Here is a 21506-nt window from a genome sequence, read left to right as displayed (position 1 = left end):
GGCGGCTTGCCTATGGCCCGCGCATTCGTATGCATTCTGCCATCAAATAGGGGTATTTATGTCGATCACGCCGGAAGTGAAAAAGATCCTGGATTGTTACGAGTCCGACAGTCCCGGCGTGAAGGCCAATCTCTATCGCATCCTGATGCAAGGCAAGCTCGGCGGTACGGGCAAAATGATCATTCTGCCGGTCGATCAGGGTTTCGAACATGGTCCCGCGCGCAGCTTCGCGCCCAACGCGGAGGGCTATGATCCCCATTATCACTATCAACTGGCGATCGATGCAGGCCTGAATGCCTATGCCGCGCCGCTGGGCGCGCTGGAAGCGGGCGCGGATACCTTTGCCGGCCAGATTCCTACGATCCTGAAGTGCAACAACGCCAATAGCTGGGCGTCCGCGCGCGACAGCGCCGTAACCGCAAGCGTGGACGATGCGCTGCGTCTGGGCTGCGCCGCCATCGGCTTCACCATCTATCCCGGTTCCGACGATTTCTTTGAAATGGTCGAGGAAATTCGGGAGCTGCGCGCCGAAGCGGCGGCGGTCGGCATCCCCACCGTGATCTGGTCCTATCCGCGCGGCGGCAATTTGCCCAAGTCGGGCGAGCTTGCGCTCGACGTCGGCGCCTATGCCGCCCACATGGCCGCTCTGGCGGGCGCGCACATCATCAAGGTGAAGCTGCCGAGCGATCATATCGAGCAGGAAGATGCCAAGTCCGCTTATGAGGGCATGGATTTCTCCGCCCAGTCGGACCGTGTCGAGCATGTCGTGAAAAGCTGCTTCAACGGCCGCCGCATTGTTGTCTTCTCCGGCGGGGCCAAGAAGGGTGCGGACCAGGTCTATCAGGACGCCCGTGACATTCGCGACGGCGGTGGTAACGGTTCGATCATCGGCCGCAACAGCTTCCAGCGCAGCCGCGAAGACGCACTGGACATGCTCGGTAAGTTGATCGCGATCTACAAGAACGAGGAAGGCTGAGTCTTTACGCCATGACCGCCTGCCAGCTCTATCTGATCAGCCCGCTCGATGTGGGTGGCGATTTTCCCGATCGGCTGGCGGCGGCGCTGGATGGCGGTCCCGTTGCGGCGTTTCAGCTGCGCGTGAAGCACAAGGCGAGCCATGAGCTGGCCGCCCTTGCCCAGCCGCTGCTTGATCTCTGCCGTGCGCGCGATGTTGCCTTCATCGTGAACGATGACATCGCGATGGCCAAGCGGTTGAAAGCCGACGGCGTGCATCTGGGGCAGACCGACGGTGATCCGCGGGAGGCCCGGGCGGAGCTGGGCGCGGACGCACAGATCGGCGTCACCTGCCACAACAGCCGCCATCTCGCGATGGAAGCCGGCGAAAAGGGCGCGGATTATGTCGCCTTCGGTGCCTTTTTCGGAAGTGCAACCAAGGAAGCATCGCACCGCGCCGAGCCGGAGGTCTTGCGCTGGTGGTCCGCGATCATGGAAATCCCATGCGTCGCGATCGGGGGGATTACCGCGCAAAACGCCGCGCCGCTGATCGAGGCAGGCGCGGATTTTCTGGCCGTCAGCGGCGCGGTTTGGGGCCATCCCGACGGGCCGGGTGCAGCGGTGAGTGAATTCGGGAAGCTCTTGCACACGCGCTAGGGGAGCCAATCGCATCTGAAGTCGTTTTGCCTCCGACACAATTGCGAGGATACGACATGCGAGTAGCGTTCACGGCAGTCGCCACTTTGGCCCTGATGGGCTGTAATTTCGCCGACAGTGGCTCTCAGGAGCAGCGGGCCGAGTCTCCCGAAAGCGCGCAGGCAGCGCCAGCACCGGACCGGAACTTGGCCGACAGCATGGCGTCTAACGACCCCCAACCGCTTGCGAATGACGGTAATGCCATGTTCCCGGCGCCCGGCACGCCCGCGGGTGACGCCATGGCATCGAACGGTGGGGAGCGCGGCCTCCAGATGGCATCGGCAACGTCGATGAGCGGGGCCACTCCGCAGGCGCAGCAAACTCCCACCGCCAAGGGCAGCGGTACGATGAGCCTTTCCGCCGAAAAAATCGCGAACGAGTTTCCGATGATGCAGGCGCAGGTCGTGCTCGATCGGCTTGGCTTCACGCCCGGCGTTGTCGACGGCAAGATGGGCATGTCCACCAAAAACGCAATTTCCGGATATCAGGAAGCGAACGATCTTCAGGTAACGGGTGAGCTGGATGAAGCCACGCGGCGCAAGCTTGCCCCCTATCGCAACATTGCCGCCACACGCACGGTGACGCTGCCGGCGGACATCGCTGACATGAGCTTTACGAAGGTGCCCGATTCGCCCGAAGCGCAATCGAAAATGAAGCGCCTGGGCTATAATGATTTGATCGAGAAATTGGGGGAGCGCTTCCATACCACGCCAGACACGCTGGCTGCGCTTAATGGCGGGAACCGTAATTTCTCCGCTAACCAGAAATTGGTGGTGCCGAATGTGGGCGGTGACAGCATCGCGCCGGGCTCGATCGATGATCGGGGCTGGCAGCAGACGCTGCAGAGCCTGGGCGTTGGCAGCGAGCAACCGAAGGTCGACAAGGTCGTGGTGGACAAGTCCGACGGCACGTTGAAAGCGTTCGACGGCAATGGGAAGCTGGTGGCGCAGTTTACCGCAACCATGGGATCGAGCCATGATCCACTGCCGCTGGGCGACTGGAAGGTTCTTGGCGTCGCGCACAATCCGCCTTTTTCTTACAATCCGGAGCTGTTCTGGGATGCGAACGACAGCAATCCCAAGCTGCAGCTGCCGCCCGGCCCCAATGGCCCGGTGGGCGTGGTCTGGATCGATCTGAGCAAGGAGCATTACGGCATTCATGGCACGCCTGAGCCGCAGACCATCGGCCGCGCGCAGAGCCATGGCTGCATCCGCCTGACGAACTGGGATGCAGCGCGTCTCGCGCAAATGGTGCACAGCGGCACCGAAGCGCATTTCCAAGCCTGAGGAGCGGCGCTGACGATGAAGAGCCGCTGGAGGGACGTCAGACTGGTCGCGCAGGCCGTCGTGATCACCTCGGCCGTCTGGCTGGTGCTATTCTATCTGTTTGGCGACCGCCTGCCCACAGCTCCGTCGCCTGCCGAACTGGCCGGTGGCGGGCCGGTGGCGGGGCAGGGGGGAGAGGGCACCCAAATCGATCCGGTGGCCGAGCCGCGGGGAACGCAGCCGCGCGGCAAGCGTGTCGCCATGAGCCCGCAAAACGGTTCGCCCGATCAGGGCAAGCTGTTCATCCCGGTGGCCGGGGTGCGCAAATCGGACCTCGTGGATAGCTATACCGATGATCGCGGTGGCGGCACGCGGACCCATGAGGCGATCGACATCATGGCGGATACCGGCACGCCTGTCTTTGCCGCCGCACCTGGCACGGTCGAGAAGCTGTTCTGGAGCGATCTTGGCGGCAATACGATCTATGTCCGCTCTCCCGACGAGCGAACGATCTATTACTATGCCCATCTCGACGCCTATCGGAACGGGCTGAAAGAGGGGCAGCAGGTCCGTGCAGGTGAGCCTCTCGGGACCGTAGGCTCTTCCGGCAATGCCGATCCCGCCGCGCCGCATCTCCATTTCTCGGTGCTCAATACCACGCCGGAAGCGAACTGGAGTGAGGGCACACCGATCAATCCCTATCCGCTCCTCTCCCGCTGAGGCGGTGCACCACTGCGGAGGATGATGACAGGAAAGGGGGGATGGGCAGAACGCTACAGGCATTGCCCTTGTGCGCCTTGATCGTTAAAGCGCGCCATCTCGCGGATGGGCTTGCCCGTCCCGCTCTTTCCACCGCCAGTCAAGGTAGCGCTTCCCCATGAAGATCAGCGGCGTCGACATCCGTCCCGGCAATATCCTGGAATATGAAAAAGGCCTCTGGAAGGTCGCCAAGATCCAGCACACCCAGCCCGGCAAGGGCGGCGCCTATATGCAGGTGGAAATGAAGAACCTGATTGATGGGCGGAAGACGAACGTACGTTTCCGCTCCGCCGATACGGTGGAAAAGGTGCGCCTCGATACCAAGGAATTCCAGTATCTCTACGCAGATGGCGGGCATCTGGTGTTCATGGACAAGGACACCTACGAACAGATCAATCTCGACGCTGACATGCTCGGCGACGAAGCCCCGTTCCTGACGGACGGGATGGACGTAACGCTGGAACTGTATGAGGAGCGGCCGATTTCGGTGCAGCTGCCCGATCAGGTGGAAGCGGAAATCGTCGAGGCCGATGCCGTAGTCAAGGGACAGACAGCTTCCTCCAGCTACAAGCCGGCCGTGCTCGACAATGGCGTGCGCGTGATGGTGCCGCCGCATATCGCGGCGGGCACGCGCATCATTGTCGATGTGTACGCCAAGGAATATGTGAAGAAGGCAGAGTAACTATGCGCAAGACCATCCTTTTCGCCGCCGCCACGCTGGCCGTCGCCGTCCCCGCTTTCGCGCAGGACGCTGCTCCAGCTGCGCCGAGCGCGAGCGAGCAGGCCGATATCGATCGCGGCGGCATCATCTTCGGTTCGTTCAGCCAGGCCGTGCGTTCCGACCAGATCACCGAGCAGGAAAAGAACGCGCTGTTCGGCTGCATGTACGACAATTCGATCAAGGCGATCGCCGAGCAGACCGGTAAGGTGCTCGCGGCCAATCCGCAGATCGATGCGACCAAGCCGGAGAACGTGTTCAACGTGGCTGCGGTGGTTTGCGGCGCGCGTAAGGCTAAGACGGCAGACGATAGCGCGGCGGCCCCCGCCACGCCGGCTCCGCAGAGCCGCTGATGCCAGCCAAGTCCGGCCTCGTTACGGTAATGGAGCGTGCCGCCCGCAAGGCCGGCACGCGTCTTCGGCGCGACTTTTCCGAAGTCGAGCATCTGCAGGTCTCCAAGAAGGGACCTTCGGACTTCGTGTCCAAAGCGGATCAGAAGTCCGAACGCACGCTCTATGATGAGCTTACCAAGGCGCGGCCGGGCTGGGGTTTCGAACTGGAAGAGGGCGGAACGATCGAGGGCGAGGCGGGCGAACCGCGCTTCGTGATCGATCCGCTCGACGGCACGTCCAATTTCCTCCACTCGATCCCGCATTTCGCAATTTCCATTGCGGCGCAGGAAGCCAAGCCGGACGGCGGCTGGGGCGAGGTGTTCGCCTGCCTGATTTATCAGCCGCTGACAGACGAGAGCTTCTGGGCCGAACGCAGCCGCGGCGCGTGGCTGCACGATCGCCGGCTGCGCGTATCGGCGCGCCGTGATCTTTCCGAATCCCTGATAGCCACCGGCGTTCCGTTCCAGGGCCATGGCGACATGGCGGAGTGGGAAGCGATTTTCGGCAAGATCGGCCCGCAGGTGGCCGGTATCCGCCGCTTCGGTGCTGCCTCGCTCGATCTCGCTTGGCTGGCTGCTGGACGTTATGACGGTTTCTGGGAAAGCGGCCTTTCGCCTTGGGATACTGCTGCGGGCTGCCTGATGGTCCGCGAGGCGGGCGGTTTCGTGACCGATTGGCGCGGGCGCAGCCCGGCTATCGCCGATGCCCAGGTACTTGCCGCCAATGACGCCTTGCACAGCAAGCTGCATAAGCTCCTGGCGCAGGCGCTCAAGGAAAAGCGCGAGGCGGCCTGAGCCGCCCATTCCCGCCCGACTGGTTGCGATTTCGTCACGATGTTTTCCGCCCCCGCACCCTTGCGGGGCGCGGGCAAGCTGCTTAGAAGCGCGGGCATAACTGATAATGGACAAAGCCCCAGTGGTCGATCTCTCCCAATATCTGCCGATCCTTCTGTTTCTCGGCGTCGCGCTCGCAATTTCCTGCGTGTTCGTGTTCCTGCCGATGGGCGTTGCCCGCCTGACCGGCGCGCACAAGCCGACGGCGGCGAAGCTGGCCGAATATGAGTGCGGCTTCCCCGCGTTCGAGGATTCGCGCAGCCAGTTCGACGTGCGCTTCTATCTGGTAGCGATCCTCTTCATCATCTTCGATCTGGAAGCAGCCTTCCTCTTCCCCTGGGCGGTGAGCCTTGAGGAAATCGGCTTTGCGGGTTGGGCGACCATGATGGTCTTCCTGTTCGAACTGGTGATCGGCTTTGTCTACGCCTGGAAAGTGGGAGCACTGGAATGGGAATGAGCGCCGATACCACGCAGGCCACCGAGGGTCAGAATTGGGGTCCGCGCGGGCAGGGCGAAGTGACGCCGCCCGATCAGGATTTCTATAACTCGCTGAACAGCGAAGTGCAGGACAAGGGCTTCCTCGTCACCTCGACCGAGGAGCTGTTCCAGTGGGCCCGCACTGGCTCGCTGTGGTGGATGACGTTCGGTCTCGCCTGCTGCGCGGTGGAGATGATCCACGTAAACATGCCGCGTTATGACATGGAGCGTTTCGGCGCTGCGCCGCGTGCTTCTCCGCGTCAGAGTGACGTCATGATTGTTGCGGGAACGCTGTGCAACAAGATGGCACCGGCCCTGCGCACGGTGTACGATCAGATGTCCGATCCCAAATATGTGATCTCGATGGGCAGCTGCGCCAATGGCGGCGGCTACTATCATTACAGCTATTCCGTGGTGCGCGGATGCGACCGGATCGTACCGGTCGATATCTATGTGCCCGGCTGCCCGCCGACTGCCGAAGCCTTGCTTTACGGTGTGATGCAGCTGCAGCGGAAGATCCGCCGCGTCGGAACGATTGAGCGCTGATATGGCTGTGCTTCACTCTGCACCTCGTCACGCCTCCAATGATGGCATCCTGGACGCCCTGACCGGCGCGCTCGGCAACATGTTTGTCGAGGCCAAGGAAAGCCATGGTGAAATCAGCATCACGGTCGCGCGTGACAGCGTTGCCGATGCGCTTCGTCTGCTCCGCGATGAGCATGATTATCAAATGCTCGCCGAGATTGCCGGCGTCGACTATCCTGATCGTCCGGAGCGGTTCGAGGTCTGCTATCATCTGTTGAGCCTTACCAAAAACCATCGCATCCGCGTGAAGGTGACGACGGATGAGGATCATCCTGTGCCGACCGCGACGGCGGTCTGGCCGAACGCCGACTGGTTGGAGCGTGAGGTTTTCGACATGTACGGCGTATTGTTCTCCGGTCATCCGGACCTGCGCCGCATCCTGACGGATTACGGCTTTCGCGGTCATCCTTTCCGCAAGGACTTCCCGCTTACCGGCTATGTCGAGATGCGCTATTCCGAAGAGCAGCAGCGCGTGGTTTACGAACCCGTTGAGCTGGCGCAGGATTTCCGCAGCTTCGACTTCATGAGCCCCTGGGAAGGCGCGGACTATGTGCTGCCCGGCGATGAGAAGCGCACCACCGGCGCTGACATCGACGATCCGCAGGTGACGGAGAAAAAGAGCGATACCGGTGCCGGTGCCAAGGCGGACAAGAAGGCTGCCGAAGCGAAGTCCGAAGGCAGCCCGGCTGTGAAGGATAGTGGCAAGAAAAAGCCCGATGCGCCCGACCAGACCGAAGGCGGGAACGCCAAGGAGCATGGGGCCGAAAAGACGGTCGATAAGGACGGCCAGGAGAAGGCCGGGGGCAAGGACTGATGGCTGATTTCCTTGAAGAGATGCGTCACGATGCGGACGCCGCCGATCCAACGACCGGCGATCTCGATATCCAGAACTACACGATCAATTTCGGTCCACAGCATCCCGCAGCGCACGGCGTGCTGCGCATGGTGATGGAACTGGACGGCGAAATTGTGGAGCGCGTCGATCCGCATGTCGGCCTGCTTCACCGCGGCACCGAGAAGCTGATCGAATATAAGACATACCTTCAGGCGCTGCCTTATTTCGACCGGCTCGATTACTGCTCTCCGCTGTGCATGGAGCATAGCTATGTGCTGGCCATCGAGAAGCTGCTGAACCTCGAAGTTCCACTTCGCGCACAATATCTGCGGGTGTTCTTTGCCGAGCTGACGCGCATTTCGAACCATCTGCTGAACCTTGGCAGCCATGTCATGGACGTAGGCGCGATGACGCCGAACCTCTGGCTGTTCGAAATCCGTGAGGATTGCCTGCAGTTCTTCGAGCGCGCCTCTGGTGCGCGCATGCACAGCGCCTATTTTCGCCCCGGCGGCGTTCATCAGGACGTTCCGCTGAAGCTGCTGACCGATATCGGTGATTGGCTCGACACGCGGTTTCCACGCCTATTCGAGGATGCCATCAGCCTGGTGGCCGACAACCGCATCTTCAAGCAGCGCAATGTCGATATCGCTGTCGTATCGCGCGATGAGGCGATTGCGCGCGGCTTCTCCGGCCCGATGATTCGTGGTTCCGGTATTCCGTGGGATCTGCGCAAATCGCAGCCTTATGACGTGTATGACCGGATGGAGTTCGACGTACCCGTCGGCACCAATGGTGATTGCTATGATCGGATGATGGTGCGCGTCGAGGAGTGCCGTCAGTCCGCGCGGATCATGAAGCAGTGCCTTGCCGAGATGCCCGAAGGGCCGATCGCGAGCGACGACCGCAAGGTGGTGCCGCCCAAGCGCGCCGAGATGAAGCAGACGATGGAAGCACTGATCCATCACTTCAAGCTCTACACCGAGGGCTTCCACGTGCCCGAGGGTGAGGTTTATGTGGCGACCGAAAGCCCCAAGGGGGAGTTTGGCGTGTATCTGGTGAGCGATGGTTCGAACAAACCCTATCGCTGCAAGATCCGCCCGACCGCCTTCAGCCATCTGCAGGCAATGGATTTTATGACGAAGGGACACATGCTGCCCGACGCGACCGCCATTCTTGGCGCGATCGACGTCGTTTTCGGGGAGAGCGACCGTTGACCGGCCCCACTTACGCCAACGAAAAGCAGATCGCGGAGCCTGAGGCTGCCGATGAGCGGCCTTTCGCGGATTTCGCCTGGACCGCGGAAAATGCGGAAAAGGCAAAGATGTATATCGCGCGCTATCCCGAAGGGCGCCAGCGCAGCGCGGTCATGCCGCTGCTCGATCTCGCGCAGCGCCAGATCGGTGCGCAGACGCAAACGCAAGGCTGGCTGCCGGTTCCGGTGATCGAATATGTCGCGGCGCAGCTCGATATGCCGTACATCCGCGCCTATGAGGTCGCGACCTTTTACACCATGTACAATCTGGAGCCGGTCGGCCGTTTCCACGTGCAGGTCTGCGGCACCACGCCGTGCATGCTGCGCGGTTCGGACGACGTTATGGCCGCCTGCAAGAACAAGGGCATGGTGAAGGGCAAGACCACGCCGGACGGCATGTTCACGCTGACGGAAGTCGAATGCATGGGCAATTGCGCCACCGCGCCGATGGTCCAGATCAACGACGACAATTACGAAGATCTCGATTATGATAAGACCGTGCAGATCCTCGATGCGCTGGCAAATGGCGAAAGTCCGAAAACCGGTACGCAGATCGAGGGACGTCACACGTCAGAACCTGTAGGCGGGCCGACCACGCTGAAGGCTATGGTTGATGAAAATCACGATTATCGGGGCGAATGGTGATGGAGCTGGTCGTCCCGATCATTATCGGACTGATCGTCCTGTTTATCGCCCTTAAGTTGCTGAAGGGCGTTGTGAAGACGTTCGGTATTGTCATTGCCATCGCGATTGCCGCGGGCCTGTATTTCGCCATGGGAGGCGGGGCATGAGTTTCGATTTTCTCGCCGACAAGGATCGGATCTTCACCAATGTATACGGCTATCAGGACTGGGGCCTGAAGGCGGCCGAAGCGCGCGGTGACTGGGATGATACCAAGGCGCTGATCGCACGCGGTCAGGACAAGATCATCGAGGAGATGAAGGCGTCGGGCCTGCGCGGCCGCGGCGGCGCGGGGTTCCCGACGGGCCTCAAATGGTCCTTCATGCCGAAGGAATCGAAAGACGGTCGCCCAAGTTTCCTCGTCATCAATGCCGACGAATCCGAGCCAGGCAGCTGCAAGGATCGCGAGATTCTGCGCCACGATCCGCACAAGCTGATCGAAGGCGCGCTGATTGCCGGTTTCGCGATGCGCGCGCGCGCTGCCTATATCTACATTCGCGGCGAATATATCCGTGAGGCCGAGGTGATGGAGGCCGCGATCCAGCAGGCCTATGACGCTGGCCTGCTTGGCAAGAACGCCGCGAAATCCGGCTACGACTTCGACGTTTACCTGCATCGCGGTGCGGGCGCCTATATCTGCGGCGAAGAAACCGCGATGATCGAAAGTCTGGAGGGCAAGAAGGGCCAACCGCGCCTGAAGCCGCCGTTCCCGGCAGGTGCGGGCCTTTACGGGTGCCCGACGACGGTGAACAATGTCGAGAGCATTGCCGTGGTGCCGACCATCCTGCGGCGCGGGGCGAGCTGGTTCAGCAGCTTCGGCCGCGAGAACAACCACGGCACCAAGCTCTATCAGATCAGCGGCCATGTCGAGCGGCCCTGCGTGGTTGAGGAAGCGATGAGCATCCCCTTCCGCGACCTGATCGAAAAGCATTGCGGCGGCGTGCGCGGCGGGTGGGACAATCTGCTCGCGGTGATCCCGGGCGGATCTTCCGTTCCGCTCGTGCCTGCCGAGCAGATCATGGACGCCCCGATGGACTTCGACGGGCTGAAGGAAGTCGGCTCCGGCCTTGGCACGGCAGCGGTCATCGTAATGGACCGCTCGACCGACATCGTTCAGGCGATCAGCCGGATCAGTTATTTCTACAAGCATGAAAGCTGCGGCCAGTGCACGCCCTGCCGCGAAGGCACGGGCTGGATGTGGCGCGTGATGGAAAAACTACGCACCGGCGATGCCGACATCGCGGATATCGACATGTTGCAGCAGGTGACGAAACAGATCGAAGGCCACACCATCTGCGCCCTTGGTGATGCGGCCGCCTGGCCGATCCAGGGCCTCATCCGCCACTTCCGCCCGGAAATAGAGCGGCGGATCCAAGAGAAGAACGGCCGCGCGCCGATGATGGAGGCAGCGGAATAATGCCAAAGGTCACCGTAGACGGACAGGAACTCGAGGTTCCGGACGGCGCGACCGTGTTGCAGGCCTGTGAGTTGGCCGGCAAGGAGATCCCGCGCTTCTGCTATCATGAACGGCTGTCGATCGCCGGCAATTGCCGGATGTGTCTGGTGGAAGTGAAGCCCGGACCGCCGAAGCCTCAGGCAAGCTGCGCGCTGCCTGCGACGGAAGGTCAGGAAATCCGCACCGATAGCGAGATGGTCAAGCATGCCCGCGAAGGCGTGATGGAATTCTTGCTGATCAATCATCCGCTCGATTGCCCGATCTGCGATCAGGGCGGCGAGTGCGATCTGCAGGATCAGGCCATGGCCTACGGCAAGGGCAAGAGCCGCTACGAGCTGAACAAGCGCGCGGTAACCGAGAAATATATGGGCCCGATCGTCAAGACGATCATGACCCGTTGCATCCATTGCACCCGCTGCGTGCGCTTTGCCGAGGAAGTGGCCGGGGTCGAGGAAATCGGCGCGATCGGTCGCGGCGAGAATATGCAGATCACGTCCTATCTCGAAGAGGCCGTGAACAGCGAACTTTCGGGCAATGTGGTCGATCTGTGTCCGGTCGGCGCGCTGACCTCCAAGCCTTATGCGTTCGAAGCGCGGCCGTGGGAGCTGAAGAAGACGCTTGGCATCGATGTGATGGACGCGGTTGGTACCAATATCCGCTTCGATGCGCGCGGCCGCGAAGTGTTGCGCGTGCTGCCGCGCGTGAACGACGATGTAAACGAGGAATGGGCGACCGATAAGGCGCGCTACGCCATCGACGGCTTGATGCATCGCCGGCTCGACAAGCCCTATGTGCGCCGCGACGGCAAATTGCAGGTGGCGAGCTGGAAGGAAGCGTTCCAAGCGATCGCCGATGTCAACGCCGGTTCTTCGGTTGCGGCTGTTGCGGGCGACCTGGTCGATTGCGAGACGATGTACGCCGCAAAAGCGCTTCTGTCTGCAATGGGCTCGGACCATCTCGAAGGGCGCCAGACCGGTCTCGACTATGACGTGACCAGCTATGACGCCGTGCGGTTCAACACGCCGCTCGCCGATCTGGAACATGCCGATCTGGTGGTGCTCGTTGGGAGCAATCCCCGCCACGAAGCGCCGCTGGTCAACACCCGCATCCGCAAGGCGATCAAGCGTGGCGCAAAGGTTTACGCCTTCGGACCCAAGACGAACCTTACTTACAAGGCCGAATGGCTCGGTGAGGATTTGGGCGGCCTCGGCAATTTGCCGGAAGCGCTGGTCGAAGCCCTCAAGAATGCCGAGAAGCCGGTTGTCATCGTCGGTCCTGCGGCTTTGGCGAGCGAAGGTGCGCATGGTGCCGCACTCAAGCTGGCAGCCGAGCATAAGATCGTTCGCGATAGTTGGAACGGCTTCAACGTTCTGCACACCGCCGCCGCGCGGATGGGCGGGCTTCTGCTCGGTTACGCGCAGGCTGGCGGTATCGGCGATATCGTAGACGCAAAGCCGAAGCTTGCTTTCTTCCTCGGCGCGGACGAGGTCGACTTCGCGAAATTCGACGGCACGTTCAAGGTGTATGTCGGCCATCATGGCGATGCCGGTGCCCATGCAGCGGACGTGATCCTGCCGGCCGCGGCTTATCCGGAAAAAGCCGGCACTTATGTGAATATCGAAGGCCGCGTGCAGCGCAGCGCGAAAGCCGTGTTCGCCCCGGGCGACGCGCGCGAGGATTGGGCGATTTTCCGCGCGCTGTCGGAGGTGCTGGGTCACACCCTGCCGTTCGACGATTTCGATGGCCTCCGCGCCGCGATGTACGCCGATGTGCCCGCTTTGGCCGCAGAGGGATTGATCGCTTATAATTGGTCGCCGCCTCAGCTTGCCGACAAGGCGGGCGGTACGGTGTCCTATCCGATCCGTGATTATTATCTGACCAACGCCATCTGCCGCGCGAGCGAGACGATGAACCGCTGTTCGGCCGAACTGGTTCACGGCATCGACATGCTGGAGGCCGCGGAATGAGATATCCTGGCTTGATGCGGAGCGCCGCGAAAATCCTGTTCGTGGTCGCTGTCGTTGTTTCGATTGCCACCCTATCTTTAACCTTGTTCGTCGGCAGTCGGACGGGAGAGCCTGGGGTATTGGTTGCCGGAGTAGTCGGAGCGTTTAATGCGGCGATACCGCCGTTCATTGGTGCGGCGATCATCTGGCGTCTGGACATCTGGCTTTTTGAGCGGGGAGACCGTCCATGACCGCGCAATTTATTTCGTGGGGCATGGACCCCGCCTGGGCGTGGTTCACAGCGACCATCGCTGGCATCCTGCTCATTGCCTTGCCGCTGATGCTGGCGGTCGCGCTGATTATTTATGCCGATCGCAAGATCTGGGCGGCGATGGCGCTGCGCAAGGGGCCCAATGTGGTGGGGCCTTTCGGCCTGCTGCAAAGCTTCGCCGATGGTCTCAAGGTTTTCCTCCAGGAGACCATCATTCCGTCTGCGGCGAACCGCGGGCTCTTCCTTATCGCACCGATCATCACCTTTACGGTGGCGCTGCTTGCCTGGGCAGTGATTCCGTTCGGGCCGGGCATGGTGCTGGCGGACATCAATGTCGGCCTGCTCTACGTTCTCGCGATCAGTTCGCTCGGCGTTTACGGCGTCGTGATTTCGGGCTGGGCGTCCAATTCCAAATATCCGTTTTTCTCGGCGATGCGCGCCGCCGCGCAGATGATCAGCTACGAAGTTTCCATCGGCTTCATCCTGATCAGCGTCATTCTCTGGGCCGGTACGTCGAACCTCGGCGGCATCATCGATGCGCAGCGCGGCACGATCCTCGGCATCGTCAGCTTCAACGGCCTCAACCCGCTGCTCTTCCCGATCGCGGTACTGTTCTTCATCTCCTCGCTTGCGGAAACGGCGCGCGCGCCGTTCGACTTGACCGAGGCAGAGTCGGAGCTCGTCGCCGGTTACCAGACCGAATATAGCTCGATGGCGTTCGCGCTGTTCTGGCTAGGCGAATATGCCAATGTCATCCTGATGTGCGCGCTCAATGCGCTGCTGTTCTGGGGCGGATGGCTGCCGCCGATCGATTGGGCTCCGCTTTACTACGTGCCCGGCATCATCTGGTTCTTCCTGAAAATTCTCGTTTTCTTCTTCATGTTCAGCTGGGTAAAGGCCACCGTCCCGCGTTATCGCTATGATCAGCTGATGCGTCTGGGCTGGAAAGTGTTCCTCCCGATCAGCCTGTTCTGGGTGTTCCTGGTCTCCGGCTATCTGATGATTACCCGTTACGGAGTGCTCTCATGAGCTTCGCTGATACCGTCAAAGCCTACACTCTTTCGGAGTTCGTGAAGGCGCATTGGCTGACCTTGAAATATTTCTTCAAGCCCAAAGCGACGATCAACTATCCGTATGAGAAGAACCCGCTTTCCCCGCGTTTCCGCGGGGAGCATGCTCTGCGCCGCTATCCCAATGGGGAAGAGCGCTGCATCGCGTGCAAGCTGTGCGAGGCGGTGTGCCCGGCACAGGCGATCACAATCGAGGCCGAGCCGCGCGATGATGGGAGCCGCCGTACCACGCGCTACGATATCGACATGACCAAGTGCATCTATTGCGGTTTCTGTCAGGAAGCCTGCCCGGTAGATGCGATCGTCGAGGGGCCGAACTTCGAATATTCGACGGAAACGCGCGAGGAGCTGATCTACGACAAATCGAAGCTTCTCGAAAATGGCGATAAATGGGAGCGCGCGATTGCCGCGAACCTTGCCGCCGATGCGCCCTATCGCTAAGCCGCGGCCATAACGATTCAATAACAGAACAAACCGATCCAGATCCGTCAGGGCCGAGCGTTGCGAAGCCGATATATCCGACAGGCACCCCCTAGGGTGTAAGGGCTGACGACACAGGGGACCATCGAAGCTCTTGATGCAGACACTCGCCTTTTATCTGTTTGCGACAATCGTGCTCCTTTCCGGGGCGTTCACGATTTTCGCGAAGAACCCGGTGCATAGCGTACTGTGGCTCATCCTCGCCTTTTTCAACGCGGCGGGGCTGATGGTGCTTGCGGGCGCGGAGTTCATCGCGATGCTGCTCGTCATCGTCTATGTCGGCGCGGTTGCGGTGCTGTTCCTGTTCGTGGTGATGATGCTGGACATCGATTTCGCGGAGCTGCGCGCAGGCTTTGCAAAATATCTGTTCTTCGGCATCATCCTCGCCGCGTTTCTCGCGATCGAGCTGGTGCTGGGGCTGGAGGCGTTCCGTGCCGGTGCGATTAAACTCGGCACGGAAACGAGCGCGCCCATCGATATGAGCGTTTCGAACATCGAGGCGATCGGTGCGCTGCTCTACACCAAGTACGTCTTCCTTTTCGAAGCTGCGGGCCTCATCCTGCTGGTTGCCATGATCGGCGCAATCGTGCTGACGCACCGCCAGCGCCGCGGCACCCGCCCGCAGAACATCAAGAAGCAGGTCCGCCGCCGTCCTGGCGAAGCGGTCCGAAATCTGAACCCCGAAGTGGGGCAGGGGGTCGAACTGTGATCGGCATCGAACATTATCTCGTCGTCAGCTCGATCCTGTTTGTGATGGGCGTGCTCGGAATCTTTTTGAACCGGAAGAATGTGATCATCATTCTGATGGCTATCGAGCTGATCCTGCTTGCAGTGAACATCAACCTGGTGGCTTTCTCCAGCGCCTTGCAGGACCTGACCGGCCAGATTTTCGCCATGTTCGTGCTGACCGTCGCCGCGGGCGAGGCGGCGATCGGGCTCGCCATTCTGGTTATCTATTTCCGTGGCCGCGGCACCATCGCGGTCGATGACGTCAACCGGATGAAGGGCTGACGCGCGCCGTGATCCAGATCATCGTTCTTCTGCCGCTGCTCGCGGCGATCGTTGCGGGCCTCTCGAACCGCACGATCGGTAATGTGCCGGCCAAATTGCTTACGACGGGCGCGCTGTTCGTTTCCTGCGCGCTGAGCTGGGTGATTTTCACCGGTTTCCTTTCAGGCGCGAGCGAAGCTTATGTCGCGCCGGTCATGACCTGGGTCCGCTCGGGCGGGTTCGATTTCGATTGGGCCTTGCGCGTCGACACGCTGACCGCGGTGATGCTGGTTGTGATTACCAGCGTCTCGGCGCTCGTTCATCTCTACAGCTGGGGATATATGGACGAGGATCCGGATCAGCCGCGCTTCTTCGCCTATCTCTCTCTCTTCACCTTCGCCATGCTCATGCTGGTAACCGCCGATAACCTCGTCCAGATGTTCTTCGGTTGGGAAGGGGTGGGCCTTGCCTCCTATCTCCTCATCGGGTTCTGGTTCCGCAAGCCGAGCGCCAATGCAGCCGCGATCAAGGCCTTCGTGGTCAACCGCGTCGGCGATCTCGGCTTCATGATGGGCATTTTCGGAGTGTTCCTGGTGTTCGGAACCGTTTCGATCCCGGAAATCCTTGCGGCCGCCCCCGCACAGGCAGGCTCCAGCATCGGTTTTGCGGGCCTTCGCGTCGATACGATGAGCCTGCTCTGCATCCTTCTTTTCATTGGTGCGATGGGCAAATCAGCCCAGCTCGGCCTGCACACATGGCTTCCGGACGCAATGGAAGGCCCGACGCCGGTTTCCGCGCTGATCCATGCCGCCACGATGGTCACTGCGGGCGTCTTCATGGTCTGCCGTCTGTCGCCGCTGTTCGAAACCAGCCAGTTTGCGCTGAACTTCATCACGATCATCGGAGCAACTACCGCGATGTTCGCCGCGACCGTTGCCTTGGTGCAGACCGACATCAAGCGCGTGATCGCCTATTCCACCTGCTCGCAGCTCGGCTACATGTTCTTCGCCGTCGGTGTGGGTGCCTATGGCGCAGCGATGTTCCACCTATTTACGCACGCATTCTTCAAGGCACTATTGTTCTTGGGCGCGGGCAGTGTGATCCACTCCATGCATCACGAGCAGGACATGCGCTTTTATGGGGGGCTGCGGAAGAAAATCCCGATTACCTTCTGGGGCATGATGGCCGGCACGCTCGCCATTACGGGCGTGGGTATCTTGGGTCTCGGCGGTTTTGCAGGCTTTTATTCCAAGGATGCGATCATCGAAGTGGCTTACGCCGCGACGGGGCCCTATTCCGGCTATGCCTGGTTCATGGGCGTGGCCGCCGCGCTCCTCACCAGCTTCTACAGCTGGCGCCTGATGTTCCTCACCTTCTGGGGTAAACCCCGCTGGGCCGACAGCGAGCATATTCGCCATGCGATGCACGGACATCATGACGACGCTGAGCATTCCACCCATGCGCATGAGGAATCGGATGCCGATAATCCGCCGGCGCAGGAAGATTCCGGTTACGCGCCCGATCCGCATGGCGCCGATGCGGAAGATCTTCCGCCGGGCACCGCGGGCTATCATCCGCATGAGAGCCCGTGGGTCATGCTGTTGCCGCTAGTCATCCTTTCTTTTGGCGCGGTTTTTGCCGGCTTCCTGTTCCACAACTTCTTCGTCGAGCCGGAAACGGCGGGTGAATTCTGGAAGGGCAGCCTCGCGTTCAACGAGCATCTGATGCACGCGATGCACGAAGTGCCGCTTTGGGTGAAGCTCGGCTCGACCGTGGCCATGCTGATCGGTTTGATCACCGCCGCGCTGATGTACCTGCGCGAAAGCGATGCGCCCAAGGCGTTCGCTGGCAATCTGCGCCCGCTCTACCGTTTCCTGCTCAACAAATGGTATTTTGATGAGCTCTATAACCTGATCTTCGTGCGGCCTTCATTCTGGCTGGGGCGGATTTTCTGGAAGGGCGGCGACAAGGGTCTGATCGACCGGTTTGGCCCGGATGGGATTGCCACGCTTGTGCGGTCGGGCTCGGGTTTCGCGGTCCGCTTCCAGTCGGGCTATCTTTATTCTTACGCGCTGGTGATGCTGCTCGGCCTCGTCGGCCTCGTCACCTGGGTGATGGTGCGCTGACATGAGCGATATCGGTTTTCCCATTCTCTCGCTGCTTCTTGCGATTCCGTTCGTCGCGGCGATTGTCTGCCTGTTTGTCGGCGCCAGCGGTGCGCGCGCGATTGCACTGGGTGCGACGCTGCTGAACTTCGTCATCGGCATCATCCTTTGGGCGCTCTACGATCCCGCGGGCGCGCAGTGGCAGTTTGTCGAGCGTGCCGATCTGTTCGGGCCGTTCTCCTGGGCGCTGGGGATCGATGGCATCGCACTGATGCTGATCGTGCTTACCGTCTTCCTGATGCCGATCTGTATCGGCGCCAGCTGGAATGCGATCGCCAAGCGGGTGCCGGAATATATGGCGGCGTTCCTGTTCATGGAAACGCTGATCATCGGCGTATTCGCCGCGCAGGACATCTTCCTGTTTTACATTTTCTTCGAAGCGGGCCTCATCCCGATGTATCTGATCATCGGCATCTGGGGCGGCGCAGATCGAATTTACGCGGCATATAAGTTCTTCCTCTATACGCTTCTCGGCTCGGTGCTGATGCTGATTGCGATCCTTTGGATGGTGCAGCAGGCAGGCACGGCGATGATCCCCGAGCTGATGGTGACGGACTTCCCGGTTCAGGCGCAGACCTGGCTCTGGCTTGCCTTCTTCGCCAGCTTTGCGGTCAAGATGCCGATGTGGCCGGTCCATACATGGTTGCCCGACGCGCACGTTCAGGCACCAACCGCCGGCTCCGTCATCCTGGCCGGTGTGCTGCTGAAGCTGGGCGGATACGGTATGCTCCGCTTCTCGCTGCCGATGTTCCCGCAGGCGTCGGCGGAGCTGATGTGGCTGGTATTCGGTTTGTCCATGGTGGCCGTCGTCTACACGTCGCTGATTGCGCTGGTGCAGCAGGACATGAAGAAGCTGATCGCCTACAGTTCGGTTGCGCATATGGCGATCGTCACCGTTGGCCTGTTCGCTTTCAACCAGCAGGGGCTTGAAGGCTCGATCGTGCTGATGCTGAGCCACGGTATCGTCTCGGGCGCGCTGTTCCTGTGCGTCGGTGTGATTTACGATCGCCTGCACACCCGCGAAATCAGCCGCTACGGTGGGCTTGCGATCAACATGCCGACTTATTCGGTATTCTTCCTGCTGTTCACGATGGCCTCGATCGGCCTGCCGGGCACCAGCGGCTTCGTCGGAGAATTCCTGGCGCTCGCCGGCACCTATCAGGCATCGACCTGGGCTGCCCTGATCTGCACCACCGGCATCATCTTGGGCGCGGCTTACATGTTGTACCTCTATCGCCGGGTTGCGTTCGGTGATCAGATCAATGCGGACGCTGCCGCGATGAGCGATGTCGACAAGCGCGAACTGTGGCTGTTGGCACCGCTCGCCGGCGTGGCTCTCTGGATGGGCGTCTATCCGGAAAGCTTCCTGGCACCGATCCGGAAGGACGTCTCCGTCCTGGTCGAGCGTCTCGACAGCGCCAAGCCTGCGAGTGACAGCAACATTATCGAAAATGCTCCGTGGACGCAGCGCTACCGCGTTGCGGGCGAAGTTTCCCACGAAGAAGCACCTGCCGCCGGGGAGGCGCACTGATGGATTACGGTCGTTCCCTCCTCATCACGCTACCTGAGCTTATCCTCAGCGTCGGTGGCCTGGTACTCCTGTTGTGGTCGGCATGGTCCGGTGCGAAGGCCATGCGCGGCGCGAGTATTGCCGCGGTTGCCCTACTGGTCGGCGCTGGTTTCGCGGCGCTCGGTTTCACTGGCGATGCATTCGGCGGGCTCTACAGCGGCGATCAGTTCTCTGATTTTGCGCATGTTCTGATCTATATCGCGGCGGCCATTTCCCTGATGATCGCGCCGAAATTCTTTAACCGTCAGGGGCTGGCGCGTGCCGAATATCCGGTGCTGGTGATTTACGCCTGTGTCGGCATGGGCATGATGGTTTCCGCCACGGACTTCCTGACGCTCTATATCGGGCTGGAACTCAACAGCCTTGCTGCCTATGTGCTCGCCAGCTTCCTGCGCACGAACGAGCGTTCGGCTGAGGCAGGCCTCAAATATTTCGTACTCGGCGCTCTTGCCAGCGGCATCCTGCTGTTCGGTATGTCGCTGGTGTACGGCTTCACCGGATCGACCAGCTTTGCTGCAGTTTTCGCCTCGTTGGACGGCGGAATGGAAACGGGCGCATTGTTCGGCATCGTGTTCGTGCTGGCAGGCCTCGCTTTCAAGATCAGCGCCGTGCCGTTCCACATGTGGACGCCCGACGTCTATGAAGGCGCGCCGACGCCCGTCACCGCCTTTTTCGCTAGCGCCCCTAAAGTAGCGGCAACCGCGCTCACCGTCCGCGTCGCAGTCGATGCATTCGGGGCGCAGACGCTCGCTTGGCAGCAGATCATCATTTTCGTGGCGCTCGCCTCGATCATCCTCGGTGCCGTCGCGGCGATCGGGCAGACCAATTTGAAGCGGCTGCTTGCCTACAGCTCGATCAACAATATCGGATTCATGCTCATTGGCCTGGCGGCAGGAACCGCAGAGGGTGTTTCCGCCGTGCTCGTCTATCTCACGATTTATGTGGCGATGACGCTGGGCAGCTTTGTCTGCATCATGCAGCTTCGCGGCCCCGATGGTTCGCCGCGGGAGGAGCTGAAGGATATCGCGGGCCTGTCGCAGACCAATAAGGGCCTTGCCTTTGCGCTGGCGATTTTCATGTTCTCGCTCGCCGGTATTCCTCCGCTGTTCGGTTTCTGGGGCAAGGTCGTCGTGTTCAACGCGGCTATCGCAGCCGGTTTGCTGCCGCTCGCGGTGATCGGCATTGCCGCTTCGGTGATCGGCGCGTTCTATTACATCAAGATCGTGAAGCTGATGTATTTCGATGACGCGACGAGCGAGCTGGCGCGCGGTGATAGCCGTGCTCTGGCATGGACCGGTGCGGTGCTCGCGCTGCTCGTATCGCCTGTGGGGTATTTCGCGATTCCGTGGCTTGGCACCTTTGCCAGCAACGCCTCTTCGGCCCTGTTCTGATCTCGCGCATCGACAGCGTTTCCAGCACCGCGTCGACCAATGACGACGTGGCGGCAATGGCCCGTTCGGGCGCGGAAGAAGGCTACTGGCTGCGCGCCGATCGGCAGAGCGGCGGCCGCGGCCGGCTTGGACGGAACTGGCAGAGCCCCGTCGGCAACCTTTATGCCAGCACGCTCATCCGGCTGCGTCCAGATGATCCGCCAGCGCCCAGCCTCGCCTTTGTCGCAGCGGTTGCTGCACATAAGGTGCTGCTGCCGCTTGCCGGAGAGCGCGCTCTTCAACTGAAATGGCCGAATGACCTTCTGCTGGACGGAGGCAAATGCACCGGCATCCTCTTGGAACGGGAGAGCGATGTGGTGGTCCTTGGCATGGGCGTAAACCTTGCCCATGCGCCGGACATTCCCTGTCGCAAGACTGCCAGCTTCGCGGACGTTGGAACGGTCGTCGAGCCCGCCGCCCTGATGCCTGAGCTGGCCTCCGCGTTCGCCGCGATGCTGGAATGCTGGCGAGCTGATGGGCTCCCCGCCATATTGAAGCAATGGGAAGTGCGCGCTCATTCGCGCGGCGCAGAACTATCGGTATCGCTCGGGCCAGACGAAAAACTTGTCGGACGCTTCGGGGGCCTTGCCGCCGACGGCGCTCTGTTGTTGGAATTGGCAGACGGCAGCTTGCGGGAAATTCGGGCTGCCGATGTTGAGATCGTCAGGGAACGGAGCTGAA

General features: G+C 61.0%; 23 protein-coding genes. All 23 read left to right on the top strand.

The window, feature by feature from the left end; genetic code table 11:
• Positions 1-58: 58 nt before the first annotated feature.
• A complete protein-coding gene (locus I6A82_RS10535) occupies positions 59-976 on the top strand; it encodes a class I fructose-bisphosphate aldolase (RefSeq protein ID WP_187336269.1) in 918 nt (305 codons plus the stop codon).
• An 11-nt stretch (positions 977-987) separates the two neighbouring features.
• Positions 988-1611: a thiamine phosphate synthase gene (gene thiE / locus I6A82_RS10530; protein ID WP_198094830.1), complete on the top strand. Its 624-nt coding sequence runs from the start codon at positions 988-990 to the stop codon at positions 1609-1611.
• A gap of 56 nt (positions 1612-1667) precedes the next feature.
• On the top strand, positions 1668-2936 hold the full coding sequence (locus I6A82_RS10525; protein WP_232343414.1) for a L,D-transpeptidase family protein: 1269 nt from the start codon (positions 1668-1670) through the stop codon (positions 2934-2936).
• Between the two features lie 15 nt (positions 2937-2951).
• Positions 2952-3635 (top strand): M23 family metallopeptidase, encoded by a 684-nt coding sequence (locus I6A82_RS10520; protein ID WP_232343413.1) that lies wholly within the window; start codon positions 2952-2954, stop codon positions 3633-3635.
• 157 nt (positions 3636-3792) lie between these two features.
• Positions 3793-4356, top strand: a complete 564-nt coding sequence (gene efp, locus I6A82_RS10515; RefSeq protein WP_187336266.1) for an elongation factor P — start codon at positions 3793-3795, stop codon at positions 4354-4356.
• Between the two features lie 2 nt (positions 4357-4358).
• Positions 4359-4745 carry a hypothetical protein gene (locus I6A82_RS10510; protein WP_198094829.1) on the top strand — a complete coding sequence of 129 codons (387 nt, stop codon included), beginning with the start codon at positions 4359-4361 and terminating at the stop codon, positions 4743-4745.
• Positions 4745-5578, top strand: coding sequence for an inositol monophosphatase family protein (locus I6A82_RS10505; RefSeq protein WP_198094828.1), 834 nt, complete (start codon positions 4745-4747; stop codon positions 5576-5578). Before I6A82_RS10510 ends, I6A82_RS10505 begins: the two co-directional genes overlap by 1 nt.
• Before the next feature lie 121 nt (positions 5579-5699).
• Positions 5700-6074: an NADH-quinone oxidoreductase subunit A gene (gene ndhC / locus I6A82_RS10500; RefSeq protein ID WP_187336966.1), complete on the top strand. Its 375-nt coding sequence runs from the start codon at positions 5700-5702 to the stop codon at positions 6072-6074.
• Entirely contained in the window at positions 6071-6640 is a 570-nt protein-coding gene (locus tag I6A82_RS10495) for a NuoB/complex I 20 kDa subunit family protein (protein ID WP_232343409.1), read from the top strand. The genes ndhC and I6A82_RS10495 overlap by 4 nt, the downstream gene beginning before the upstream one ends.
• 1 nt (position 6641) lies before the next feature.
• Entirely contained in the window at positions 6642-7493 is an 852-nt protein-coding gene (locus I6A82_RS10490; protein ID WP_198094827.1) for an NADH-quinone oxidoreductase subunit C, read from the top strand.
• Positions 7493-8728 (top strand): NADH-quinone oxidoreductase subunit D, encoded by a 1236-nt coding sequence (locus tag I6A82_RS10485; protein WP_187336261.1) that lies wholly within the window; start codon positions 7493-7495, stop codon positions 8726-8728. The genes I6A82_RS10490 and I6A82_RS10485 overlap by 1 nt, the downstream gene beginning before the upstream one ends.
• 29 nt (positions 8729-8757) lie before the next feature.
• The gene (locus tag I6A82_RS10480; RefSeq protein ID WP_332310985.1) at positions 8758-9411 is read left to right on the top strand and encodes a complex I 24 kDa subunit family protein; all 654 of its coding nucleotides are present in this window, start codon (positions 8758-8760) and stop codon (positions 9409-9411) included.
• The gene (locus I6A82_RS10475; RefSeq protein WP_187336260.1) at positions 9411-9557 is read left to right on the top strand and encodes a hypothetical protein; all 147 of its coding nucleotides are present in this window, start codon (positions 9411-9413) and stop codon (positions 9555-9557) included. The genes I6A82_RS10480 and I6A82_RS10475 overlap by 1 nt, the downstream gene beginning before the upstream one ends.
• Positions 9554-10864 (top strand): NADH-quinone oxidoreductase subunit NuoF, encoded by a 1311-nt coding sequence (gene nuoF, locus I6A82_RS10470; protein WP_198094826.1) that lies wholly within the window; start codon positions 9554-9556, stop codon positions 10862-10864. Before I6A82_RS10475 ends, nuoF begins: the two co-directional genes overlap by 4 nt.
• Positions 10864-12870: an NADH-quinone oxidoreductase subunit NuoG gene (gene nuoG, locus I6A82_RS10465; protein WP_198094825.1), complete on the top strand. Its 2007-nt coding sequence runs from the start codon at positions 10864-10866 to the stop codon at positions 12868-12870. Before nuoF ends, nuoG begins: the two co-directional genes overlap by 1 nt.
• A gap of 226 nt (positions 12871-13096) precedes the next feature.
• Positions 13097-14149, top strand: coding sequence for an NADH-quinone oxidoreductase subunit NuoH (gene nuoH / locus I6A82_RS10460; protein ID WP_198094824.1), 1053 nt, complete (start codon positions 13097-13099; stop codon positions 14147-14149).
• On the top strand, positions 14146-14631 hold the full coding sequence (gene nuoI / locus I6A82_RS10455) for an NADH-quinone oxidoreductase subunit NuoI (protein WP_187336256.1): 486 nt from the start codon (positions 14146-14148) through the stop codon (positions 14629-14631). Before nuoH ends, nuoI begins: the two co-directional genes overlap by 4 nt.
• Before the next feature lie 133 nt (positions 14632-14764).
• A complete protein-coding gene (locus I6A82_RS10450; protein ID WP_198094823.1) occupies positions 14765-15379 on the top strand; it encodes an NADH-quinone oxidoreductase subunit J in 615 nt (204 codons plus the stop codon).
• Entirely contained in the window at positions 15376-15681 is a 306-nt protein-coding gene (nuoK, locus tag I6A82_RS10445) for an NADH-quinone oxidoreductase subunit NuoK (protein WP_022672406.1), read from the top strand. The genes I6A82_RS10450 and nuoK overlap by 4 nt, the downstream gene beginning before the upstream one ends.
• A gap of 8 nt (positions 15682-15689) precedes the next feature.
• Complete coding sequence (nuoL, locus tag I6A82_RS10440) at positions 15690-17786, top strand: NADH-quinone oxidoreductase subunit L (protein ID WP_198094822.1); 2097 nt, start codon at positions 15690-15692, stop codon at positions 17784-17786.
• Between the two features lies 1 nt (position 17787).
• Positions 17788-19356: an NADH-quinone oxidoreductase subunit M gene (locus I6A82_RS10435; protein ID WP_198094821.1), complete on the top strand. Its 1569-nt coding sequence runs from the start codon at positions 17788-17790 to the stop codon at positions 19354-19356.
• The gene (gene nuoN, locus I6A82_RS10430; protein ID WP_198094820.1) at positions 19356-20786 is read left to right on the top strand and encodes an NADH-quinone oxidoreductase subunit NuoN; all 1431 of its coding nucleotides are present in this window, start codon (positions 19356-19358) and stop codon (positions 20784-20786) included. The genes I6A82_RS10435 and nuoN overlap by 1 nt, the downstream gene beginning before the upstream one ends.
• Positions 20741-21505: a biotin--[acetyl-CoA-carboxylase] ligase gene (locus tag I6A82_RS10425; protein WP_332310962.1), complete on the top strand. Its 765-nt coding sequence runs from the start codon at positions 20741-20743 to the stop codon at positions 21503-21505. Before nuoN ends, I6A82_RS10425 begins: the two co-directional genes overlap by 46 nt.
• The last annotated feature ends 1 nt before the right edge of the window (position 21506 follow it).

Source organism: Novosphingopyxis sp. YJ-S2-01, from assembly GCF_016093175.1.
Lineage (GTDB): Bacteria > Pseudomonadota > Alphaproteobacteria > Sphingomonadales > Sphingomonadaceae > Novosphingopyxis > Novosphingopyxis iocasae.
This window is presented reverse-complemented; position numbering and strand designations above follow the sequence as displayed.

What these genes read in the sequence shown, in the direction of transcription:
- I6A82_RS10535 (WP_187336269.1), top strand. Translation starts at nt 59, where the DNA reads ATGTCGATCACGCCGGAAGTGAAAAAGATCCTGGATTGTTACGAGTCC.
- I6A82_RS10475 (WP_187336260.1), top strand. Translation starts at nt 9,411, where the DNA reads ATGGAGCTGGTCGTCCCGATCATTATCGGACTGATCGTCCTGTTTATC.
- thiE (WP_198094830.1), top strand. Translation starts at nt 988, where the DNA reads ATGACCGCCTGCCAGCTCTATCTGATCAGCCCGCTCGATGTGGGTGGC.
- I6A82_RS10510 (WP_198094829.1), top strand. Translation starts at nt 4,359, where the DNA reads ATGCGCAAGACCATCCTTTTCGCCGCCGCCACGCTGGCCGTCGCCGTC.
- I6A82_RS10495 (WP_232343409.1), top strand. Translation starts at nt 6,071, where the DNA reads ATGAGCGCCGATACCACGCAGGCCACCGAGGGTCAGAATTGGGGTCCG.
- I6A82_RS10485 (WP_187336261.1), top strand. Translation starts at nt 7,493, where the DNA reads ATGGCTGATTTCCTTGAAGAGATGCGTCACGATGCGGACGCCGCCGAT.
- nuoN (WP_198094820.1), top strand. Translation starts at nt 19,356, where the DNA reads ATGGATTACGGTCGTTCCCTCCTCATCACGCTACCTGAGCTTATCCTC.
- I6A82_RS10520 (WP_232343413.1), top strand. Translation starts at nt 2,952, where the DNA reads ATGAAGAGCCGCTGGAGGGACGTCAGACTGGTCGCGCAGGCCGTCGTG.
- I6A82_RS10525 (WP_232343414.1), top strand. Translation starts at nt 1,668, where the DNA reads ATGCGAGTAGCGTTCACGGCAGTCGCCACTTTGGCCCTGATGGGCTGT.
- I6A82_RS10490 (WP_198094827.1), top strand. Translation starts at nt 6,642, where the DNA reads ATGGCTGTGCTTCACTCTGCACCTCGTCACGCCTCCAATGATGGCATC.
- nuoH (WP_198094824.1), top strand. Translation starts at nt 13,097, where the DNA reads ATGACCGCGCAATTTATTTCGTGGGGCATGGACCCCGCCTGGGCGTGG.
- nuoF (WP_198094826.1), top strand. Translation starts at nt 9,554, where the DNA reads ATGAGTTTCGATTTTCTCGCCGACAAGGATCGGATCTTCACCAATGTA.
- I6A82_RS10435 (WP_198094821.1), top strand. Translation starts at nt 17,788, where the DNA reads ATGAGCGATATCGGTTTTCCCATTCTCTCGCTGCTTCTTGCGATTCCG.
- nuoI (WP_187336256.1), top strand. Translation starts at nt 14,146, where the DNA reads ATGAGCTTCGCTGATACCGTCAAAGCCTACACTCTTTCGGAGTTCGTG.
- efp (WP_187336266.1), top strand. Translation starts at nt 3,793, where the DNA reads ATGAAGATCAGCGGCGTCGACATCCGTCCCGGCAATATCCTGGAATAT.
- I6A82_RS10505 (WP_198094828.1), top strand. Translation starts at nt 4,745, where the DNA reads ATGCCAGCCAAGTCCGGCCTCGTTACGGTAATGGAGCGTGCCGCCCGC.
- nuoG (WP_198094825.1), top strand. Translation starts at nt 10,864, where the DNA reads ATGCCAAAGGTCACCGTAGACGGACAGGAACTCGAGGTTCCGGACGGC.